Source organism: Nocardioides sp. Root190, assembly GCF_001428565.1.
Taxonomy (GTDB): domain Bacteria; phylum Actinomycetota; class Actinomycetes; order Propionibacteriales; family Nocardioidaceae; genus Nocardioides.
On sequence record NZ_LMIA01000008.1, the window covers coordinates 676,818 to 695,272 of the forward strand.

Consider the following 18,455-nt stretch of genomic DNA (forward strand, 5'->3'; position numbering starts at 1 on the left):
AGGAAGCGGCCAGGAAGTCCGCCCGCGAGCCCGTGATGTCAGGAGGCGAGTCGGCGCGCCCGCTCCTGCGCGATCGAGTCGATCATCCGACGGATCCGTCGTTCGAGACGGTCGGGTTTGGCAAGGTCCGCCCACGTGATCCGCAGGCAACGCCATCCCGTCAGCTCCGCGACGATCTGTTCCCGCTGCTTCTCCCGCAGGACCACGTCGACGGCTGTCTCGCCGGGCTTGAGATGGCCTTCGTACTTCACGCGGCCGTCGAACTCGATCCAGAAACCGTGGTCGGGGAAGGCGAAGTCCAGGCGAGCGACCAGACGTCCCTCGTCGCGGACCTCGTACTGAGCGACGGGGCGAGGGAGCCCTCGCCGAAACAGGAAGTACTCCGTGCGTGACTCGCCCACCGACTCGACCAGTGGATTGGCGAGGCGAAGAACGAGGTCGGAAGCGAGGGAGTTCGGCCAGTGCCCCATCGACTCGTCGTACCGGTGGCGAAGCTCCTCGGGGGTGACCTCACCACGGTGCAGGAAGTGGTTGACCACCACGAGGGCTGCTTCGGTGGCGCCCAGCATCGTGACCTCGAGCGCGGTGCGCACGGCTGACATCACGAGGAGGCCGTGCGTCTCGACCACGTCGCCCGCGAGCAGCTTGCCGCTGTGCCGACAGACGCCGCTCTCCTTGCGACCGCTCAACATGTCCTCCCGGGTGAGGTGCACGTGAGCGAGGTCGAAGCCCCACATCGGAGCATCGAGGAACGGCAGTGCCGACACATGGCTGAGGATGACCTCGGTGTTGGCCTGGATGAACGCTGCGCGACACTGGACGGCGTACCGCTGCTCGACGCTCAAGCCTTGCCACGTCGGTCCGTCGAAGTAGGCGCCTCGTCGTGGCCTGGCCAGGTGGCCGTGTCGTACGGCCGCCGCCAACGATCGGTCACTGTGACCGGCCGCCAGGAGCTCGCCCCGCAGCCGAAGGTCTCCGAGGCGAACATCGTCGGGAGGTAGGTGCACAGGAATCAGGATGCACTTTCCGGCGCTTCACCGCGGCGCGGAAAGCGCTGGCCTGTGGACAACGGTCATTCGCGGAGAACTTCCTGCCCCTTGCCTGCGCTTACTGGCCGGTGCAACGGCCAGTAAGCGCAGGAATCCCCGCTGAAGAGGGGATTCCTGCAGCGCCGACCTCAGCCCTTGCGGTACGGCACCCCATCGGCAGCAGGAGCCCGGGAGCTCCCGACGAGACCGGCGACGGCGATGATCGTCACGACGTACGGCAGCATCAGCATGAACTGGCTGGGCACCGGCGAACCGATGACCGACAGCACGCCCGACAGGTTGGTCGCGAAGCCGAACAGCAGCGCGGCCAGGGTCGCGCGCACCGGGTCCCAGCGACCGAAGATGACGGCCGCCAGCGCGATGTAGCCCGCGCCGTCGGTCATCTCCTCGCCGAACTGGGGGACCGAGACCAGGGTGTACGTCGCGCCGCCGATGCCGGCGATGAGGCCGGCGATGATCAGCGTGGTGTAGCGGGTCCGGTTGACCTTGATGCCGACGGTGTCGGCTGCCTTCGGGTGCTCGCCCACGGCGCGGACCCGAAGGCCCCACTTGGTGCGGTAGAGCGCCCAGGCGACGAGCAGGACGGCGGCGTACATGATGTAGACGAGGATCGTCTGGCGGAACAGCACCGGACCGATGACGGGGATCTCGCCGAGCACCGGGATCGGGATCCGGTCGAAGTGCGGCGGGTCGTTGAGGCCCTCGGAGTTCTTGGCCATCACCTGGCCGAAGAGGAAGCTGGTCAGTCCGATCACCAGCACGTTGAGCACGACACCGACGATGACCTGGTCGACGAAGTAGTTGATCGCGAAGAAGGCGAGGACCACCGCGACCAGCGCGCCCGCGACCATCGCGGCGACCAGACCGCCCCACGGTGAGCCGACGATCGTGCCGAACATCGCCGCGGCGAAGGCCCCGAAGAGGAGCTGTCCGTCGATGGCGATGTTGACGACGCCGGCCCGCTCGCCGAGCACGCCGCCGAGGGCGCCGAACACCAGCGGGACGGCGAGTGCGATCGAGCCACCGAGCAGGCCGATGACCGGAACGGCCTCGCCTGCGGCGGCCCAGCACAGGAACCCGGTCAGTGCGAGGAAGGCGAAGACGGCGACCAGCCACAACGGCGACCGGCGCCCGCGGCTCACCAGGAGCGCGGAGGCGGCGGTGCAGAGGGCCAGCAGGACCACGACGGTCGAGAGCGAGGCGGTCGAGGGGACCGTGATCTCGGGCAGCTCGAAGAAGTCGGTGTCCTGGGCGAGGCGGAAGGTCGTGTCGCCCTCTCGTGCCTTGAAGGCCACGAGCAGGGAGATCAGGACGGTGACGACACCGAAGACGATCGGGGTCTTGACGAGGCCACGGGTGGTCACGACCGGAGCGTCGGGCGCCGGGACCATCGGCGTCTTCTCGGAGAGGGCGGTCATGCCGTCGCCTCCTTCGGCAGTCGGAAGATCGCTCTGACGAGCGGTGGGGCCGCGATGAACAGGACGATGAGCGACTGGATGACCAGCACGATCTCGACGGGGATCCCCTCGGCCGCGGCCATCGAGAAGCCACCTGCCTTGAGTCCGCCGAAGAGCAGCCCGGCAGCCAGGATCCCGAGCGGTCGGGAGCGGCCGAGCAGGGCGACGGTGATCGCGTCGAAGCCGATGCCGGCGTCGAGGTCGACGGTGACGCCGCTCGTGGCCGTGCCGAGCACCTGGTTGACCCCGGCGAGGCCGACCAGCGCACCGGCGATCAGCATCACGGTCGTGTAGGTGCGACCGACGTGGATGCCGGAGGCCTGCGCAGCCTCCGGGTTCTCGCCGACCGCGCGGAAGCGGAAGCCCATCGCGGACTTGTTGAGCAGCCACCAGACGAAGGCGACGGCGACCAGCGCCAGCAGGAACCCGGCGTGCAGGTTGAACCCGTCGCCCAGGATCTTCGGCAGGATCGCCGATTCCGGCATCGCCTCCGACTTCGGGTTGCCCGAGCCCGGCGCCTGCAGCAGGCCCTGACGGGAGAGGGCGTAGAAGATGAGGTAGTAGCCGACGTAGTTGAGCATGATCGTGACGATCACCTCGTGGGCGCCGGTGCGTGCCTTGAGGACGCCCGCGATGCCCGCCCACAGTGCACCCGCCGCCGCGCCGACGAGGGCGGCGAGGGGGAGGTGCAGGGCCATCGGCAGGTCGACGGAGACCGCGACCCAACCGGCTGCTGCGCCTGCGAGGAGCATCTGGCCGCGGCCACCGATGTTGAACAGGCCCGCGCGGAAGGCCAGGCCGACGCCGAGGCCGGCCAGGATCAGCGGGGAGGCGTACTTGAGGGTCTCGGTGAGCGGCCGGATGCGTCGCTCGAAGCCCTCGACGTTGGTGTTGTAGATCGCGCCCTGGAACAGCGCGGTGTAGGCGTCGAGGATCGAGTCGCGCACGGCGTAGAAGAAGTCACTGGGTCGCGCGCCGATGTAGGAGGCGGCCTCCCGGACGGTCTCGTCGGTCAGCAGGATCATCAGCGACCCGACCACCACGGCGAGCAGGACCGACAGGACCGAGACCAGCGCACTGCCGGAGGCGATCTCGCGCATCACGCCGCGCCACGGACTGGGCGTCTTGTCGGCCGGCGGGGTCCCCGGGGTCCCGGGCTTCTCCAGATCGGCGGGGGAGCCCGGCTCGGGCACCTCGGACGCCCCTGTCTCGTTGCTCACGCGACGACTCCTTCCGGTCGCTCGCCGGCCATCATCAGCCCGAGCGTCTCTCGCGGTGTGTCCGCCGGCACGATCCCGACGATCCGGCCACGGAACAGCACCATGATCCGGTCCGACAGGGCGGCGATCTCGTCCAGCTCGGTGGAGACCAGCAGCACCGGCACCCCGCTGTCGCGGGTGGCGACGATCTGCTTGTGGATGAACTCGATGGAGCCGACGTCGACCCCGCGGGTCGGCTGGGCGGCGACGAGCAGGCGCAGGTCGCGGGAGAGCTCACGCGCGACGACGACCTTCTGCTGGTTGCCGCCGGAGAGCTGGCCGGCGGTGGACTGGATGCCGGACGCGCGTACGTCGTACTCGACGAGCTTCTCCTCGGCGAAGGCCTCGAGCACCTTGGTGCGCACGGTGCCCAGCCCGACGAACGGCTCGCCGTGGCTGCGGTTCAGCATGAGGTTCTCGGCGATGGTGAAGTTGCTGACCAGGCCGTCGACCTGACGGTCCTCGGGGATGAAGCCGACACCGGCGTCCAGCACCTTGCGGACCGAGCGGCCGACGAGCTGGGCGCCGTCGAGGTCGATCGATCCCTTGACGTGGGACTGCAGGCCCAGGACGGCCTCGGTGAGCTCGGTCTGGCCGTTGCCCTGCACGCCGGCGACCCCGAGCACCTCGCCCGCCGCGATGGTGAAGCTGATCCCGTCGAGGTGGATGTGGCCGGAGTCGTCGATGACGCGCAGGTCGCGGACGACGAAGGCGTCGGCGCCGGGCTTGGCGGGGTCCTTGTGCACGGTCAGCTCGACCGGACGTCCCACCATCAGGGCGGCCAGCTCGGCGTTGGTCGCGGTCGGGCTGGCCTCGCCGACCACGGCACCGCGCCGGATGACCGTGATCCGGTCCGCGATCGCGCGCACCTCACGGAGCTTGTGGCTGATGAAGACGATCGCCGTCCCGGACTCCCGGAGCTGGCGCATGATCTCCATCAGCTCGTCGGTCTCCTGCGGCGTCAGGACGGCGGTCGGCTCGTCGAAGACGAGGACGCGTGCGTCCCGGGAGAGGGCCTTGATGATCTCGACGCGCTGCTGCACGCCGACGGGCAGCGTCTCGACCAGGGCGTCGGGGTCGACGTCGAACCCGAACCTCTGGGAGATCTCGCGCACCCGGGCCCGGGCGGCGTCGATGTCGAGGGTGCCGGCGAAGCCGGTCGCCTCGTTGCCGAGCATGACGTTCTCGGCGACCGTGAAGACGGGGATGAGCATGAAGTGCTGGTGGACCATGCCGATGCCGGCGGCCATCGCGTCGCCGGGTCCGGACATCTTCAGCTCGGCGCCGTCGAGGAGGATCTCGCCCTCGTCGGCCTGGTAGAGGCCGTAGAGGACGTTCATGAGGGTCGACTTGCCGGCACCGTTCTCACCCAGCAGGGCGTGGATCTCGCCCTGGTTCACGGTGAGGGAGATGCGGTCGTTGGCGACCAGGGAGCCGAATCGCTTCGTGATCCCCCTGAGTTCGAGCGTCATGGAGTCGATCCTCTCCGAGCGGGCGGTCAGATACCAGCGAACGTGCCGTGAACGGGCTGGTTCAGGGCAGGAAAGGCAATCCGGGAGAGGCCGGTTCTGCGGGAACCGACCTCCCCCGGACGCAGTGGTGGTGCTGCGGTGCCGTGGTGCTTACTGGTTGAGGTACGACGTGACGGGGATCGACCCGTCGATGATGCCGGCCTTCACCGTCTCCAGCTCAGCGGCGAGGGTGTCGGAGATCTTGCTGTCGAAGTTGTGGAACGGCGCGATGCCGACTCCGTCGTTCTCGAGCGTGCCGACGTAGGAGTTCGCGTCGAACTTGTCCTCGCCCGCGGCCACGACGGCCTCGAACGTGGACTGCTTCATGTTCTTCAGGATCGAGGTGAACACGACGTCCTGCGTGTTCGGGTCGGTCTCGAAGAAGTCGGCGTCGACACCGACCAGCGCGACGTCCTTGCCGGAGTCCTCGATCGCGGTGAGCGCGCCCTGGTAGATCGGGCCGCCGACCGGCAGGATCACGTCAGCGTCCTGCTCGAGGATCTGCTTGGCGGTGTTGGTGGCCTTCTCGTTGGCGTCGAAGCCACCGGTGAAGGTGCCCTTGTCGCCGCCCTGGAAGCCGACCAGCTTGACGGCCTTGCCCTTCTCCTTGGCGTAGTAGTCGACGCCCTGCTTGAAGCCGTCCATGAAGATGGTGACGGTCGGGAACGGCTGGCCGCCGTAGGTGCCGACGACGCCGGTCTTCGTGTAGTCCGCAGCGGCGTAGCCCGCGAGGAACGCGGCCTGGGCCGTGTCGTACAGGATCGGCTTGATGTTCTCGGCGTCCTTGGTGCCGTTGAAGTCGTTGTCGGCGGCATCGTCGATGAGGATGTACTCGATGTCGGTGTTCGCCGTGGCCGACTTGACGGTCGCGGCGGAGAGCGCGAAGCCCACCGTCACGATGGCGTCACAGCCCTGCGCGACGAAGTTCTCCAGCGCGCCGTCGTAGTCGTTCTCGTTCTTGGACTCGAACTGCTTGAAGTCGCTGTTGAGCTCCTTGGCGGCGTCCTTGACGCCCTCGAAGCTGAGCTGGTTGAACGACTTGTCGTCGAACCCGCCTGCGTCGGACAGGATGCAGGGGAGGAAGTCGATCTTCTCCTCGGCCTTCTCGTCCGGTGCGTCGCCACAGGCAGCCAGGGCAGCGCTCGCGATCATGGCCACGGCGGCCGCGGCCGTCGTCCTCTTCCAGGTCTTCACAAATGTCCTCCAGGTCGGGCGCCCGGCGTGCTCGGCTGGGCAGGGGGATGTGCGGATGTGCGGTGGTGCTCCGGGGTGCATCCTCACCCACCTGCTGCGGCACGGGAAGCACATTCGTGGAAACGGTTACCAACTTGGGACATTTCTTCCCAAGGCGACCTCCGGCCGATGATCCTCGCGTCACAGGCCCGGGAGGTAGGTTGGCGGCGTGGTCGACTGGGATGCCCTGCAGAGCGCTGCGACCGAGATCGCAGCGCGGGCCTACGCGCCGTACTCCCGCTATCACGTGGGCGCTGCCGCGCTCGCGGACGACGGACGCCTCGTGGTGGGGTGCAACGTCGAGAACGCCGCGTACGGCGTCACGCTGTGCGCGGAGTGCGGACTGGTCTCCCAGCTGCACGCGACGGGTGGCGGGCTGCTGACCCACTTCGTGTGCGTCAACGGTGCCGGCGAGGTGATCATGCCCTGCGGCCGCTGCCGCCAGCTGCTCTGGGAGAACGGCGGCGCCCCGCTCGAGGTGCTCACCCCCGAGGGCGTCCTGACCATGGACCGGGTGCTGCCCCAGGCGTTCGGCCCGGAGGACCTGGACCGCGTCCGCTGATCAGCGCGCCGGCCACGTGAAGGCCAGGTCGGTGTCGCCGACGCGCAGGACCTCACCGTCGGCGAGGAGCCGGGGCGCGGTCACCAGCACCGCGTCGACCGTCGTCCCGTGCGTGGACTGCAGGTCGGTCAGCACGAAACCGCCGTTGGTCGCGCTGATCGCGCAGTGGTGCCGACTCACCGCCGGATCGGCCAGGACCAGGTCGTTGTCGGGTGTGCGCCCGATCCGCAGGCCGTACGACGTCAGCGGGATCCGCTGACCGTCCGGCATCGTGAGCAGCGCCGGCATCACGTCCACGCCGCTGCGGACGGTGGAGGGCACCTCGGCCGCCGACGCCGCGTCGGGCCCGCCCAGCGAGCGCACCGGCGGGAAGGCACTGGCGAGGCCGGGCGCGGTGAGCTGGAAGAGGCGTTCGGGTACGACGATGTCCTTGAGCGGGTGCAGGCCGAGGTCGACGGCTGCGAGACCGGGCTCGCCACCCACCGCGCCGGACATCAGTCCGGCCACGGCAGCCAGCGAGGCGAGGACCTGCCCGCCGTGGGCCGCTGCGGCGATCCGTGCGGCACGGTGGACCTCGTAGCCGACGTAGCTGCCGTCGTACGTGGAGACGGCGCCGTGGTGCAGGCCGATCCGGACCCGCACCCGCGCTCCGCCGGGCCACGGGGTGGCGCTCAGCTCGCGCTGGGCGGCGACGGCCGCGCCCACGGCGTCCGCACGATCGGTGAAGACCAGGAAGAAGCCGTCGCCCGCCGTGTCGACCTCGTGGCCGCCGAAGTCACGCCAGACGGTCCGGCTGGTCTCGCGGTGCCGGCGCAGTACGTCGGGCCAGCGCGGACCCAGGCCCTGCGCCAGCGCGGTCGAGCCCTCGATGTCGGTGAAGACCAGGGTCAGCTCGCCCGGCCCGGGCTGCTCGGTGACGGGCACGGTCCCATTCAAGCCGAAAGGAAGGCGGCCGGGGCGCCGAGGACGAGGATGGCTGGACGTGGGTCGTAGGGTGCGGACATGTCTGCAGGCACCCACGATGCCGTCGAAGTGATCCTCACCAAGCGCGACGGCGGCACCCTCTCCACGAGTCAGATCGACTGGATGGTCGACGCCTACACCCGAGGGTCGGTGGCCGACGAGCAGATGTCCTCGCTCGCGATGGCGATCCTCCTCAACGGGATGGATCGCCGCGAGATCGCCGACTGGACCGCCGCGATGATCGCGTCGGGGGAGCGAATGGACTTCTCGATGCTGTCGCGGCCGACGGCCGACAAGCACTCGACCGGCGGTGTCGGCGACAAGATCACCCTCCCGCTCGCGCCCCTGGTGGCCGCGTGCGGCGTCGCCGTGCCGCAGCTGTCCGGTCGCGGTCTCGGCCACACCGGAGGCACCCTCGACAAGCTCGAGTCGATCAGCGGCTGGCGTGCGCTGCTCTCCAACGAGGAGATGCTGGCGCAGCTGGAGTCGGTCGGTGCGGTCATCTGCGCCGCCGGCGACGGCCTGGCACCCGCCGACAAGAAGCTCTACGCACTGCGCGACGTGACCGGGACCGTCGAGGCCATCCCGCTCATCGCCTCCTCGATCATGAGCAAGAAGATCGCCGAGGGCACCGGTGCGCTGGTGCTGGACGTCAAGGTCGGCAGCGGCGCCTTCATGAAGAACGTCGAGCGGGCCCGCGAGCTCGCCGAGGTCATGGTCGCGCTCGGCACCGACGCCGGCGTCAACACCGTCGCACTGCTCACCGACATGGACACCCCGCTGGGCCTGACGGCCGGCAACGCGATCGAGGTCGCGGAGTCGGTCGAGGTCCTCGCCGGCGGCGGTCCCGCCGATGTCGTCGAGCTGACCGTCGCGCTGGCTCGCGAGATGCTCGCCGCCGCCGGTCGCGACGACGTCGACCCCGCTGCGAAGCTCACGGACGGCTCGGCGATGGATGCCTGGCGCGCGATGATCGGCGCCCAGGGCGGCGACCCCGACGCCGCGCTGCCGGTGGCCCGGGAGAGCCACGTCGTCGCCGTACCCTCCGACGGTGTGCTGACCCGCCTCGATGCGATGTCGGTGGGTGTCGCGGCCTGGCGTCTCGGCGCCGGTCGTGAGCGCAAGGAGGACCCGGTCCAGGCCGGCGCCGGCGTCGTGTGGCACGCCCGCCCCGGCGACACGGTCCGCGCCGGCGACCCGCTCTTCACCCTGCTCACCGACACCCCCGAGCGCTTCGACCGGGCGCTCGCTGCGCTCGAGGGCGGGTACGACGTCGCGCCCGCCGGCACGGCGTTCGAGCCGCGTCCGCTCGTGATCGACCGGATCGGAAGGAACTGAGATGACCGAGCTCTCCACTGACCTCCTCAAGGCAGCGCCCAAGGTGCTGCTGCACGACCACCTCGACGGAGGGCTCCGCCCGGCGACGATCGTCGACCTGGCCGCTGCCGTCGGGCACGAGCTGCCCGCGACCGACCCGACCGAGCTCGCCACGTGGTTCGCCGAGGCCGCCGACTCCGGCTCGCTGGAGCGCTACCTGGAGACCTTCGCGCACACCGTCGGCGTGATGCAGACGGCCGAGGCGCTGACCCGGGTGGCCCGCGAGTGCGTCGAGGACCTGGCGGCGGACGGCGTCGTCTACGCCGAGATCCGCTACGCCCCCGAGCTCCACGTCGAGGCCGGCCTGGACCTCGAGGACGCCGTCGCGGCGGTCCAGCAGGGCTTCGAGGAGGGCATGGCTGCCGCCGGCGGCAGGATCGTCGTGCGGCACCTGTTGACCGCGATGCGCCAGGCTGCGCGGGCCATGGAGATCGCTGAGCTGGCCATGCAGTGGCGCGACCGCGGGGTCGTCGGCTTCGACATCGCCGGTCCCGAGGCGGGCTACCCGCCCACCCGGTTCATCGATGCCTTCGAGTACCTCCAGCGCGAGAACTCGCACTTCACGATCCACGCCGGCGAGGGCTTCGGCCTGCCGTCGATCTGGGAGGCGGTGCAGTGGTGCGGCGCCGACCGGCTCGGTCACGGCGTACGCATCGTCGACGACATCACGGTGGCCGACGACGGCACGGTCACGCTGGGCCGCCTGGCGTCGTACGTGCGCGACAAGCGGATCCCGCTCGAGATGTGCCCGTCCTCCAACGTGCAGACCGGTGCGGCCGACTCGCTCGCCGAGCACCCCATCAAGCTGCTCGCGTCGCTGCGCTTCCGGGTGACCGTCAACACCGACAACCGGTTGATGAGCCGCACCTCGCTCAGCCAGGAGTTCGGGCTGCTGCACGAGGCCTTCGGCTACGGCTGGGCGGAGATGGAGTGGCTGACCGTCAACGCGATGAAGTCCGCCTTCATCCCCTACGACGAGCGCTACCGCCTGATCACCGAGACCATCAAGCCGTGGTACGCCGCGCAGGCGCGCTGACGGTCCTCAGGAGTTGGTCCAGGCGTCCTTGTCCTGGACGTCCTCGACGTCGGCCGGGCTCAGCTCGGGCCAGTGCAGCTCACGGTCGTCGCCGCCGCCGGTGACGGTGATCCCGCGCAGGTCCGCGCCGTCGTTCAGCCCGTTCCAGACCGCGATGTTGACCGTCTGGTTGTCGGCCCAGAAGGACAGCAGCTCGGTCGCGAGCTGCGCGACGTTGACGAGCAGCTGGCCGATCAGCGAGGTCACGACCCCGGCGTCGAGGGTGACCCACTGGCCGGCATCGGTGGCGTCCTTGATCTTGCCGAGCACGGTGTCGATCTGGTCGAGGATGTAGTTCATCACCGCGATCCAGATGTCCCAGATCTGCTGGGCGCCGGTCGCGCACGCCGAGGACGCGGTGGACAGCCCGGACGCCAGGCCGTTGAGGGCCCACTTCTGCTCCTCGGTCATCCCGGCGTAGGAGATGAACGCGTCGCCGGCCCAGCCCTTCTCGATGTGGCGCCGGATCCGGTCGATCAGGGTCACCTCGCCGCGCAGGATGCCGGCCGCGGAGCTGTAGCGCTCGGAGAGATCCATCAGGCCCCACGGGGTCGCGAAGAGCTCCCGGACCTTCTCCCAGACACCCTCGCAGACCTTCTCGAACTCCTCCCAGATCGAGTCGATCGCGTCCTTGAGGTTGTCCTTGGCGTTGTCGATCGCCCACCAGGCGACGGGGCTGACGAAGCGGCCGTACTTGTTGACGACGCTGTCGTCCCACCGGTCCCAGACCCAGTCGATGCCCTCGCGGATCTTCTCCTCGACCTTGTCGAGGTACTCCTCGACGTCGTCGGAGAAGTGGACGTAGGAGAGGTCGGTCTGCGACGGGCCGCTGCCCCAGGAGTCGGGCGTGAAGACGGTCATCAGATCTGGTCCGTCGTCGTGGCGAGGTAGCGGGCCTGCTCGTCGTCGGTCATCCCGAAGTCGCGCCCGGTCGCCTGCAGCGCGTCGCCGATGGAGATCGCGACGTTGCTGCCGGCCGCCAGGGCGTCGTAGACGTTGCCGATGAACAGGTCGTGGGCGTCGCCCACGGACTCGGCGAGGATGCCGAAGCGGTAGCCGTCGGTGCGGCACGGCTCGAGCTTCTCGCGGGCGGCGAGGATCTGGGCGGACAGGTCGTCCCACTCCGCCGCGGCGAGCGGGAAGCGCTCGATGTCTGCTTCGAGGGTCATCGTGTTTCTCCAACCTTGGTGAGGGCGGCCTCCTGGAAGGCCTGGACGAGTGCCGACTCGAGGAACTGCTCGCGAGCGCCGGCGAGCCACCCGGCGTCCGCCTCGACGTCCTCCACGACACCGGTCGGACCGACCGTGACGAGCAGGAAGCCGTTGGCCGAGCGACCGGTGGCCGCGAGGGAGGGGACCGTCGCCGTGGCGCCTCCAGCGCCCCCGGCGCCCCCGGCGACCGTGGCCCGGGTACGTCGGGCGACGCCGCGCTCGCGGGTGGCGGCCGGGCGCAGCAGCGCGCTCACGTCCACCAGCCCGGAGGCGTCGGCGGGGGGAGGACGATCGCCCGACCGCTCCCGCGAGGCGCGGGCGCGGGCCAGGTCGGCGTCCTGGAAGGCGACCCGCACCGCGGCGGCCAGGAGGCCGGAGGTGCGGACCAGGGAGGCGTCGGGCACGATGGCCGCGACGACCCGGCGGGCCGCGTCGACGGTCAGCGCCAGACGGGTCTCCGGGTCGGTGCCGGTGACCGGCGCGACCTGGTGGAAGCGAGTGCCCGAGCCGCGCGCCTGCAGCGCCTCGAGACGTCGCTGGCCGTCGAAGTCCAGTGATGACATGTGGTTCTCCGATCTCCCCGAATGAGATGTCCCCACGGTCTGCCCCCACCTCGGCGGAGCGAAACCACGGGTTCGGAGAACCTCCTCAGACCACGAACCAGAAGTGGCTCCAGCCGGCGATGTCGATGCGGTGCTCGGTCCACCTGGTGCGACCGATCACGCGCAGCGCGCCGGCGGCCGGGTCGAAGACCTCGATGCCACCGTCGGTCGCGCGCACGGCGAGGACGACGTGACGGGGGAGCCACCTGTTGCCGATGAAGATCGCGACGGGACGGCCGTCGCCGAGCTGCGCCTGCAGGACCTCGAAGCCGATCTCGGGCCGCGGGCGGACGAACACGGTCGCGATGTGGCGACCCGTCAGCGAGCGCAGCGCGTTGGCGACCGCCCACGGGGGAGTGCCGAAGCGCTGCGGCCACGGGAACTGCATGCGGTCGCGGGGGCTCCGGCTCGACGTCAGGTGGCGGTGCTCCTCCTGGATCTCGCTCGACGCGCGCTCGGGACGCCACGGTGTGAGCAGCACCCGCGCGGCCACGACCGACGCGGCGCCACAGCTGACCTGGTCGGGTTGGCGGAGCGAGTCGGGGCGGACGTCATCGGGCCACCGCATGGTCGCCCTCCTGGGTGCCGAGGTCGGAGAACGCACGATCGCCGGTCGCGACCCGGCACCCCACTCCTGCGGCCCGGCGCACGATCTGACGCTGGGCGCGCGCGAGGGCCAGCCCACGGCGTACCAGCACCAGCGGGGGCTTGCGGTGCTCGCGCAGGTCGCGGGTGAGGCGGCGCCAGAAGGTCACCACGGGGTGCTGGGTGATGCAGTACGCCGCCTCGAGGATCCCGGCGGCACGGCACTCCTCGACGATGTCGATCGCGAAGATCCCCTCTGCACAGAACCGGGTCGCGCCGGCGAGGTCGAGGCGCTGGCTGCCGGTGCGGCGGCTCTCGGAGATCGAGTAGACCGGCAGGTCGGCGGCGCCGTGGGTGCACAGCTCGCGCAACACGGAGAGCGCGTCCTCGCGGTTCCAGCTGCCCGGGTGGTCCCAGTCGACGAGGCCGGCGTTGGCGCCCTCCTCGATCCTCGGCAGTCGGGGGTCGTCCCCGTCGAGGTAGAAGTCGTCGAGCCGCAGCGTGGGCCAGCCCCGCGCCCGCTGCAGCCGCTCGGCGAGCCGTGACTTGCCGGAACCCGAGGGCCCGGCGAGGACGATCACACGAGCGCGCATCCGTCGACCCTATGACACCTGCAGCGAGGCCCCGGTCGTGGTCACTTCCGCTGGCAGCGAATCCGGCGATTCGCCCGCCGTTCCCGGCTGGGTGCGGGATCCTCGTGAACGTGGAATGGCCGCTGCTGCGCAGCCTCTCGGACGCCGAGCGCCAGGACTTCCTGGCCCTGGGCCGTCGGCGACGGTTCGCGCGCAACGAAGTGGTGTGCCACGAGGGCGATCCGGCCGATGCGCTGCACCTCGTGCTCTCCGGGCACCTGACCATCCGGGTGTCCCTGGCGTCCGGGGACGTCGCGACGATCAACGTGCTCGGACCCGGGAGCAGCTTCGGCGAGCTCGCCCTGCTGCGTGCCGACGGCACGCGGACGGCGACCGTGACGGCGCTCGAGCCGAGCGAGACCATCGCCGTGCCGGCCTCGGCCTTCCACCAGCTGTGCCGCAGGCAGCCCGAGGTCCAGCGGATGCTGTCGGTGATCCTGGCCGAGCGGGTGGACGAGCTGAGCAGGCGGCTGCTCGAGATGTCCTACGTCGGTCTCGACCGCCGGGTGCACCGCCGGCTCGCCGAACTCGCCGCCAGCTACGGTGACGGCACGGGACCGACGACGGTCCCGCTGACCCAGGTCCAGCTCGCCGACCTGACGGGCGGAACCAGGCCGACGATCAACCAGATCCTCCAGCGACTGGTGGATCAGGGCATCGTGGAGGTGGGCCGCGGACGCATCGTCGTCCTCGACCTGCCGCGACTCGAACGAAAGGCCGGGAACTGAGGATGGACGTGGGGCCTGCCGTGAGCGGGTACGACGTGCTCGGACGCGTCGACGTGGATGCTCCGGGCGCAGTGTTGCGGGCACGGCGGGTGGCCGACGGACGTGAGGTCGCGCTGCGACCGGTCCCGGAGCGCGACCTGGCAGGGCTCCGTGCGATGGTCCCCGGGCTGGTCGCCCTCGAGGACCCGCACGTCGTCGCGGTGCAGGAGCTCCTCGAAGGCCCTGACGGAGCGTTCCTGGCCCTCGACTGGGTCGACGGCGCCACCCTCGTCGAGGTCCGAGCCTCTGGCGCGCGGCTCCTCGTCGGCCAGCGGCTGGGCGTGATCCGGGGCATGCTGACCGGGCTCGCGAGCGCGCACGCGCAGGGCGTCGTCCACGGTCGGATCTCGCTCTCGAACATCCTGCTCGACACCGACGGCGTGGCGCGGTTGATCGACTTCGGCCTCGGGGACCCCGTCGCGGCGTACCTCCCTCCCGAGCCCGGGGCCGACGATCGCGGCACCGCCGCCGCTGACGTGTACGCCGTCGCCGCCGTCCTCGTGCACCTGCTGACCGACCGCACGGTGGGGGAGCAGTCGCGTGAGCTGCTCGCGATCGACGCCAGCCTGCGCAGCGTGCTGGTCACGGCGCTGTCGCCCGCACCTGCCGATCGGTACGCCGACGCGAGCGCCCTCCTCGAGGCCCTCGGCAAGGCCGCGAAGCGCGCCTACGGCAAGGTCTGGTGGACCGAGGCGGGCATCGGGTCACTCGTCGGTTCCGCCGTCGCCGAGCTCGTCCCCCTCGCGCCGGCACCCGCACCGGTCGTTCCGGTGGCGGACGAGGCCTCGGGCGGCAAGCAGCGCAAGCCGCGCAAGCCGCGCACGGAGCGCGAGCCGCGGGCGCCCCGTCCCCGTCGGTCCTTCCGGGTCCCGCGCGGGATCATCGCGGCCGCGATCGGCCTGATCACCGTCGGCGCCGTGGTGCTGGGCGCGGTGGCCGTGCAGATCCTCGGCGAGGACCAGCCGCCGGACCCGGTCAGCCTCCGGACCGACCTGTTCTGCGACCGGTTCACCGGGGCGGCGGAGGCCGCGATCGGCCCGGACGCGCGCACCGGCTTCACCTCGTCGGGCTCCTCCGGCGCGACCCTGGGTCCCAAGGCTCGTGCCTCCGTCTCCTGCTTCTGGGGTGTCGAGTCGCCGGCGCAGGTCGTGACCGTCACGGTCGGCTCCGCCTCCGAGCGCGACGCCACCTCCCCGGAACGCCTCGCCGCCGTCATCGACGGCGCCAGCCAGGACTACGTCGCGGCACAGAAGTCCACCTGGAAGCCGAGCTACGCCACCGACTGCGAGGAGCTCGACGAGGGCGAGTACGACACCGCCTTCTCCTGCTTCGCCCCCTCCATCCAGGTCGAGGACAAGCCCCTGCGGGCCGGAACCGGCGTCGTCCAGTTCGGCATCGCCGTCCGCGACCAGGCCCTCGTCTGCGGCGGTAGCCTCACCGTCGACGCCGCCTCCGACCGGGAGTCGTTCGACGACCTCGTCGCGGAGGTGGGCCGGTTGTGCGCCGAGGTGCTGCCGGCCGTGCGGCGCGGCGGCTGAGGACGTGCTGAGGACAGGGATGTGGACATGACGGACGACGTGGCTGACGAGACGGAGGAGACGGAGCGCCCGCGGGGACGCCGCATCACGCGCCGACGGGTCGGGATCGTGCTCGCCTGCGGGACGGCACTGGCAGTGGTCGCCGGAGTCGTGTTCTTCACCTTCGCGCCTGCCAAGCTGGAGTCGATGCGCAACCGGATCGAACCGGCCGAGCTGCCCGAGGTCACGGCCCAGACGCAGCGGCTCCACGACTCCCTGCCGATCATCGACCTCCACTCGGACACGCTGATGTGGGACCGGGACCTGCTCGAGCGGGCCGACCGCGGCCACATGGACCTGCCCCGTCTCGAGGAGGGCAACGTCGCGCTGCAGGTCTTCTCGTCGGTGTCGAAGTCGCCCAAGGGCCAGAACTACGACAGCAACTCCGCCGACAGTGACAACATCACCCTGCTGGCGATCGCCCAGCTCCAGCCGTTCCGCACCTGGGGCTCGCTGCTCGAGCGCTCGCTCTACCACGCCGAGAAGCTCGCGGATGCTGCCGCCGACTCCGACGGCCAGCTCGTCCTCGTCCGTACGCGCAAGGACCTCGACGTACTCTTCGAGGACCGGGCCGCCGGCAAGCAGGTGACCGGCGGGTTGTTCTCGGTCGAGGGCCTGCACAACCTCGAGGGCGACTTCGACAACCTCGACCGGCTCTACGACGCAGGGATGCGGATGGCGGGCTTCACGCACTTCTTCGACAACGAGGTCGCCGGGTCCATGCACGGCGAGGAGAAGGGCGGACTGACCGAGCTGGGACGCGAGGTCTTCGCCGAGATGGAGCGCCGCGGCATCATCGTCGACATCGCCCACGCCAGCCACGACGCCGTCGCCGAGATGCTCGAGCTCGCCACGAAGCCGGTCGTGCTGTCCCACGGCGGCGTCCAGGCCACCTGCGACGTCAACCGCAACCTCACCGACGACGAGATCCGTGGCGTTGCCGCCACCGGCGGCGTGGTCGGCGTCGGCTACTGGGACGCCGCCGTCTGCGACCTCACCACCGAGGCCGTCGTCGACGCCATCGACCACGTCGTCCTGATCGGCGGCATCGAGTCCGTCGCCCTCGGCAGCGACTACGACGGCGCCACCACCGTCGGCTGGGACACCACCCACCTCGCCGCCATCACCCAGGAGCTCGTCGACCGTGGGTACGACGAGGAGGAGATCGCCGCGATCATGGGCGGCAACAGCCTGCGGGTGATGCGGGCGGTGCTCCCGGACTAGGTGGCGCACCGGTGGTCGAGGAGGCCGCCCGCGGCCGTCTCGAGACCACTGGCCGTGGTGCTGGGACTCTTCCTCGGCTGCGGTCGGTCGGTGGTCTCGTTCCGTAGGGGGCAGCGACGAGGGAGTACGGCGGACGGCCACCGTTGGTCGAGGAGGCCGCCCGCGGCCGTCTCGAGACCCCTGGCCACGGTGCACCCGCCCGCCCACGTCTGGGGTTCCGGCATCGACTCACCTGGTCTCGAGACCCCTGGCCACGGTGCACCCGCTTGCCCGTGGACAGGTTCCGGCATCGACTCGCCAGGTCTCGAGACGGTCGCTGCGCGACCTCCTCGACCAACGGGGAGCCGCCGACAACAACGAATGGGTACGACGGACGGCCGGACCGCGCTGTCGCCCACCGTTGGTCGAGGAGGCCGCCCGCGGCCGTCTCGAGACCACCCGCCACGGTGCACCCACTGCCAATGGACGAGTTCCAGCACCGACTCGCCAGGTCTCGAGACGGTCGCTGCGCGACCTCCTCAACCACCGGGCTTCCGCCTGCCGGTGGTTGTGTCGGTGGGTCGTGATCCAATATGGGTATGGATCTCGGGACCGCATCCACCGCACTGATCGGCCGCTACGACGGCTGCTCGGTCGGTGAGCTGTTGACCGAGCTCGGTGCCAATGTGAAGGGCCGACACCAGCTCGAGATCGATGGAGACCGTCGAGGGCGCCGCCACTGTCCTCGCCGGTGTCGTCGACACCGGGGTTCCGATCGCCGGCCCCGGCGCCCCGCTGGTCAGTGAGTTCGAGCTGATGGAGCTCATCGCCGTCCTCGGCCGAACACCTGACGGTGGTCGGATGCACGTCGGGCGGATCATCGAATGTGCCTGGCGACTCCCGTCGGTCTACGCCTCCGTCATCGCTGGTCGGGTTCCGCCGTTCAAGGCCCACCGCATCGCCGACCAGACCAGGTCACTGACACCAGACGCGGCCGCGTTCGTCGACCGCCAGCTCGCAGCCGTCGCCAACGTGAGCTGGGCACAGCTCGACCGACTCATCACCGAAGCGATCATCCGGTTCGACCCCGACCGCGCCGAGGCCGAGCGGAAGAAGGCGAGTGAGCACCGGTTCTGTGAGGTGTCCGAGGTGGATGAGCACGGCAACGCCGTCATCACTGCTGTGGTCGACGTTGCGGACGGTCACGACTTCAACACCGCCATCGCCCGTGAGGCAGAGGTGAGGGGCCGGCTCGGTGACGAGGGTTCTCTCGACGCTCGTCGTGCACAGGCAGTCGGTGCGATCGCCCGTCGTGACCTGGCCCTGGACCTCCTCAGCACCGACGAGGACACCGGTGAGGTCACTGTCCGTTCCGCCGGGCGGAAGGTCGTG

General features: G+C 70.3%; 17 protein-coding genes and 1 pseudogene. 7 read left to right on the forward strand and 11 right to left on the reverse strand.

What is annotated here, in order from left to right:
• Positions 1-38: 38 nt before the first annotated feature.
• The 5 genes from ASE01_RS09570 to ASE01_RS09590 all read right to left on the reverse strand — a co-directional run bounded on the left by ASE01_RS09570 (position 39) and on the right by ASE01_RS09590 (position 6,470).
• Positions 39-845: a hypothetical protein gene (locus tag ASE01_RS09570; protein ID WP_056750006.1), complete on the reverse strand. Its 807-nt coding sequence runs from the start codon at positions 843-845 to the stop codon at positions 39-41.
• 332 nt (positions 846-1,177) lie between these two features.
• The gene (locus ASE01_RS09575; RefSeq protein WP_056750007.1) at positions 1,178-2,467 is read right to left on the reverse strand and encodes an ABC transporter permease; all 1,290 of its coding nucleotides are present in this window, start codon (positions 2,465-2,467) and stop codon (positions 1,178-1,180) included.
• Positions 2,464-3,726, reverse strand: a complete 1,263-nt coding sequence (locus tag ASE01_RS09580; protein ID WP_235535932.1) for an ABC transporter permease — start codon at positions 3,724-3,726, stop codon at positions 2,464-2,466. Before ASE01_RS09580 ends, ASE01_RS09575 begins: the two co-directional genes overlap by 4 nt.
• Positions 3,723-5,237: an ABC transporter ATP-binding protein gene (locus ASE01_RS09585; RefSeq protein WP_056750008.1), complete on the reverse strand. Its 1,515-nt coding sequence runs from the start codon at positions 5,235-5,237 to the stop codon at positions 3,723-3,725. The genes ASE01_RS09580 and ASE01_RS09585 overlap by 4 nt, the downstream gene beginning before the upstream one ends.
• A gap of 150 nt (positions 5,238-5,387) precedes the next feature.
• A complete protein-coding gene (locus ASE01_RS09590; protein WP_235535933.1) occupies positions 5,388-6,470 on the reverse strand; it encodes a BMP family lipoprotein in 1,083 nt (360 codons plus the stop codon).
• 208 nt (positions 6,471-6,678) lie between these two features.
• Here ASE01_RS09590 and ASE01_RS09595 point away from each other — a divergent pair, with 208 nt between their 5' ends.
• Positions 6,679-7,071 carry a cytidine deaminase gene (locus tag ASE01_RS09595; RefSeq protein WP_056750009.1) on the forward strand — a complete coding sequence of 131 codons (393 nt, stop codon included), beginning with the start codon at positions 6,679-6,681 and terminating at the stop codon, positions 7,069-7,071.
• On the opposite strand, the gene ASE01_RS24365 is transcribed toward ASE01_RS09595, so the two are convergent.
• Positions 7,072-7,995 (reverse strand): FHA domain-containing protein, encoded by a 924-nt coding sequence (locus ASE01_RS24365; RefSeq protein ID WP_056750010.1) that lies wholly within the window; start codon positions 7,993-7,995, stop codon positions 7,072-7,074.
• 78 nt (positions 7,996-8,073) lie between these two features.
• Here ASE01_RS24365 and ASE01_RS09605 point away from each other — a divergent pair, with 78 nt between their 5' ends.
• Positions 8,074-9,372 carry a thymidine phosphorylase gene (locus ASE01_RS09605; RefSeq protein WP_056750011.1) on the forward strand — a complete coding sequence of 433 codons (1,299 nt, stop codon included), beginning with the start codon at positions 8,074-8,076 and terminating at the stop codon, positions 9,370-9,372.
• A 1-nt stretch (position 9,373) separates the two neighbouring features.
• A complete protein-coding gene (locus tag ASE01_RS09610; protein ID WP_056750012.1) occupies positions 9,374-10,447 on the forward strand; it encodes an adenosine deaminase in 1,074 nt (357 codons plus the stop codon).
• Between the two features lie 6 nt (positions 10,448-10,453).
• Here the strand turns inward: ASE01_RS09610 and ASE01_RS09615 are convergent, their stop codons facing one another.
• The 5 genes from ASE01_RS09615 to ASE01_RS09635 all read right to left on the reverse strand — a co-directional run bounded on the left by ASE01_RS09615 (position 10,454) and on the right by ASE01_RS09635 (position 13,477).
• Positions 10,454-11,347 (reverse strand): hypothetical protein, encoded by an 894-nt coding sequence (locus ASE01_RS09615; protein ID WP_056750013.1) that lies wholly within the window; start codon positions 11,345-11,347, stop codon positions 10,454-10,456.
• Positions 11,347-11,655, reverse strand: a complete 309-nt coding sequence (locus ASE01_RS09620) for a hypothetical protein (protein WP_056750016.1) — start codon at positions 11,653-11,655, stop codon at positions 11,347-11,349. The genes ASE01_RS09615 and ASE01_RS09620 overlap by 1 nt, the downstream gene beginning before the upstream one ends.
• Positions 11,652-12,260: a hypothetical protein gene (locus ASE01_RS09625; RefSeq protein ID WP_056750019.1), complete on the reverse strand. Its 609-nt coding sequence runs from the start codon at positions 12,258-12,260 to the stop codon at positions 11,652-11,654. Before ASE01_RS09625 ends, ASE01_RS09620 begins: the two co-directional genes overlap by 4 nt.
• A gap of 85 nt (positions 12,261-12,345) precedes the next feature.
• Positions 12,346-12,867, reverse strand: a complete 522-nt coding sequence (locus ASE01_RS09630; protein WP_056750022.1) for a hypothetical protein — start codon at positions 12,865-12,867, stop codon at positions 12,346-12,348.
• A complete protein-coding gene (locus tag ASE01_RS09635; protein WP_056750025.1) occupies positions 12,851-13,477 on the reverse strand; it encodes an ATP-binding protein in 627 nt (208 codons plus the stop codon). The genes ASE01_RS09630 and ASE01_RS09635 overlap by 17 nt, the downstream gene beginning before the upstream one ends.
• 110 nt (positions 13,478-13,587) lie before the next feature.
• Between ASE01_RS09635 and ASE01_RS09640 the strand changes: the two genes are divergently transcribed.
• The 4 genes and pseudogenes from ASE01_RS09640 to ASE01_RS09660 form a co-directional block, all read left to right on the forward strand.
• A complete protein-coding gene (locus tag ASE01_RS09640) occupies positions 13,588-14,244 on the forward strand; it encodes a Crp/Fnr family transcriptional regulator (RefSeq protein ID WP_200958789.1) in 657 nt (218 codons plus the stop codon).
• Positions 14,245-14,252: 8 nt separating this feature from the next.
• The gene (locus tag ASE01_RS09645) at positions 14,253-15,821 is read left to right on the forward strand and encodes a serine/threonine protein kinase (protein WP_162260286.1); all 1,569 of its coding nucleotides are present in this window, start codon (positions 14,253-14,255) and stop codon (positions 15,819-15,821) included.
• Positions 15,822-15,848: 27 nt separating this feature from the next.
• On the forward strand, positions 15,849-17,084 hold the full coding sequence (locus tag ASE01_RS09650; RefSeq protein ID WP_082605971.1) for a dipeptidase: 1,236 nt from the start codon (positions 15,849-15,851) through the stop codon (positions 17,082-17,084).
• Positions 17,085-17,777: 693 nt separating this feature from the next.
• A pseudogene (locus tag ASE01_RS09660) lies at positions 17,778-18,455 on the forward strand (hypothetical protein); the annotation flags it as partial.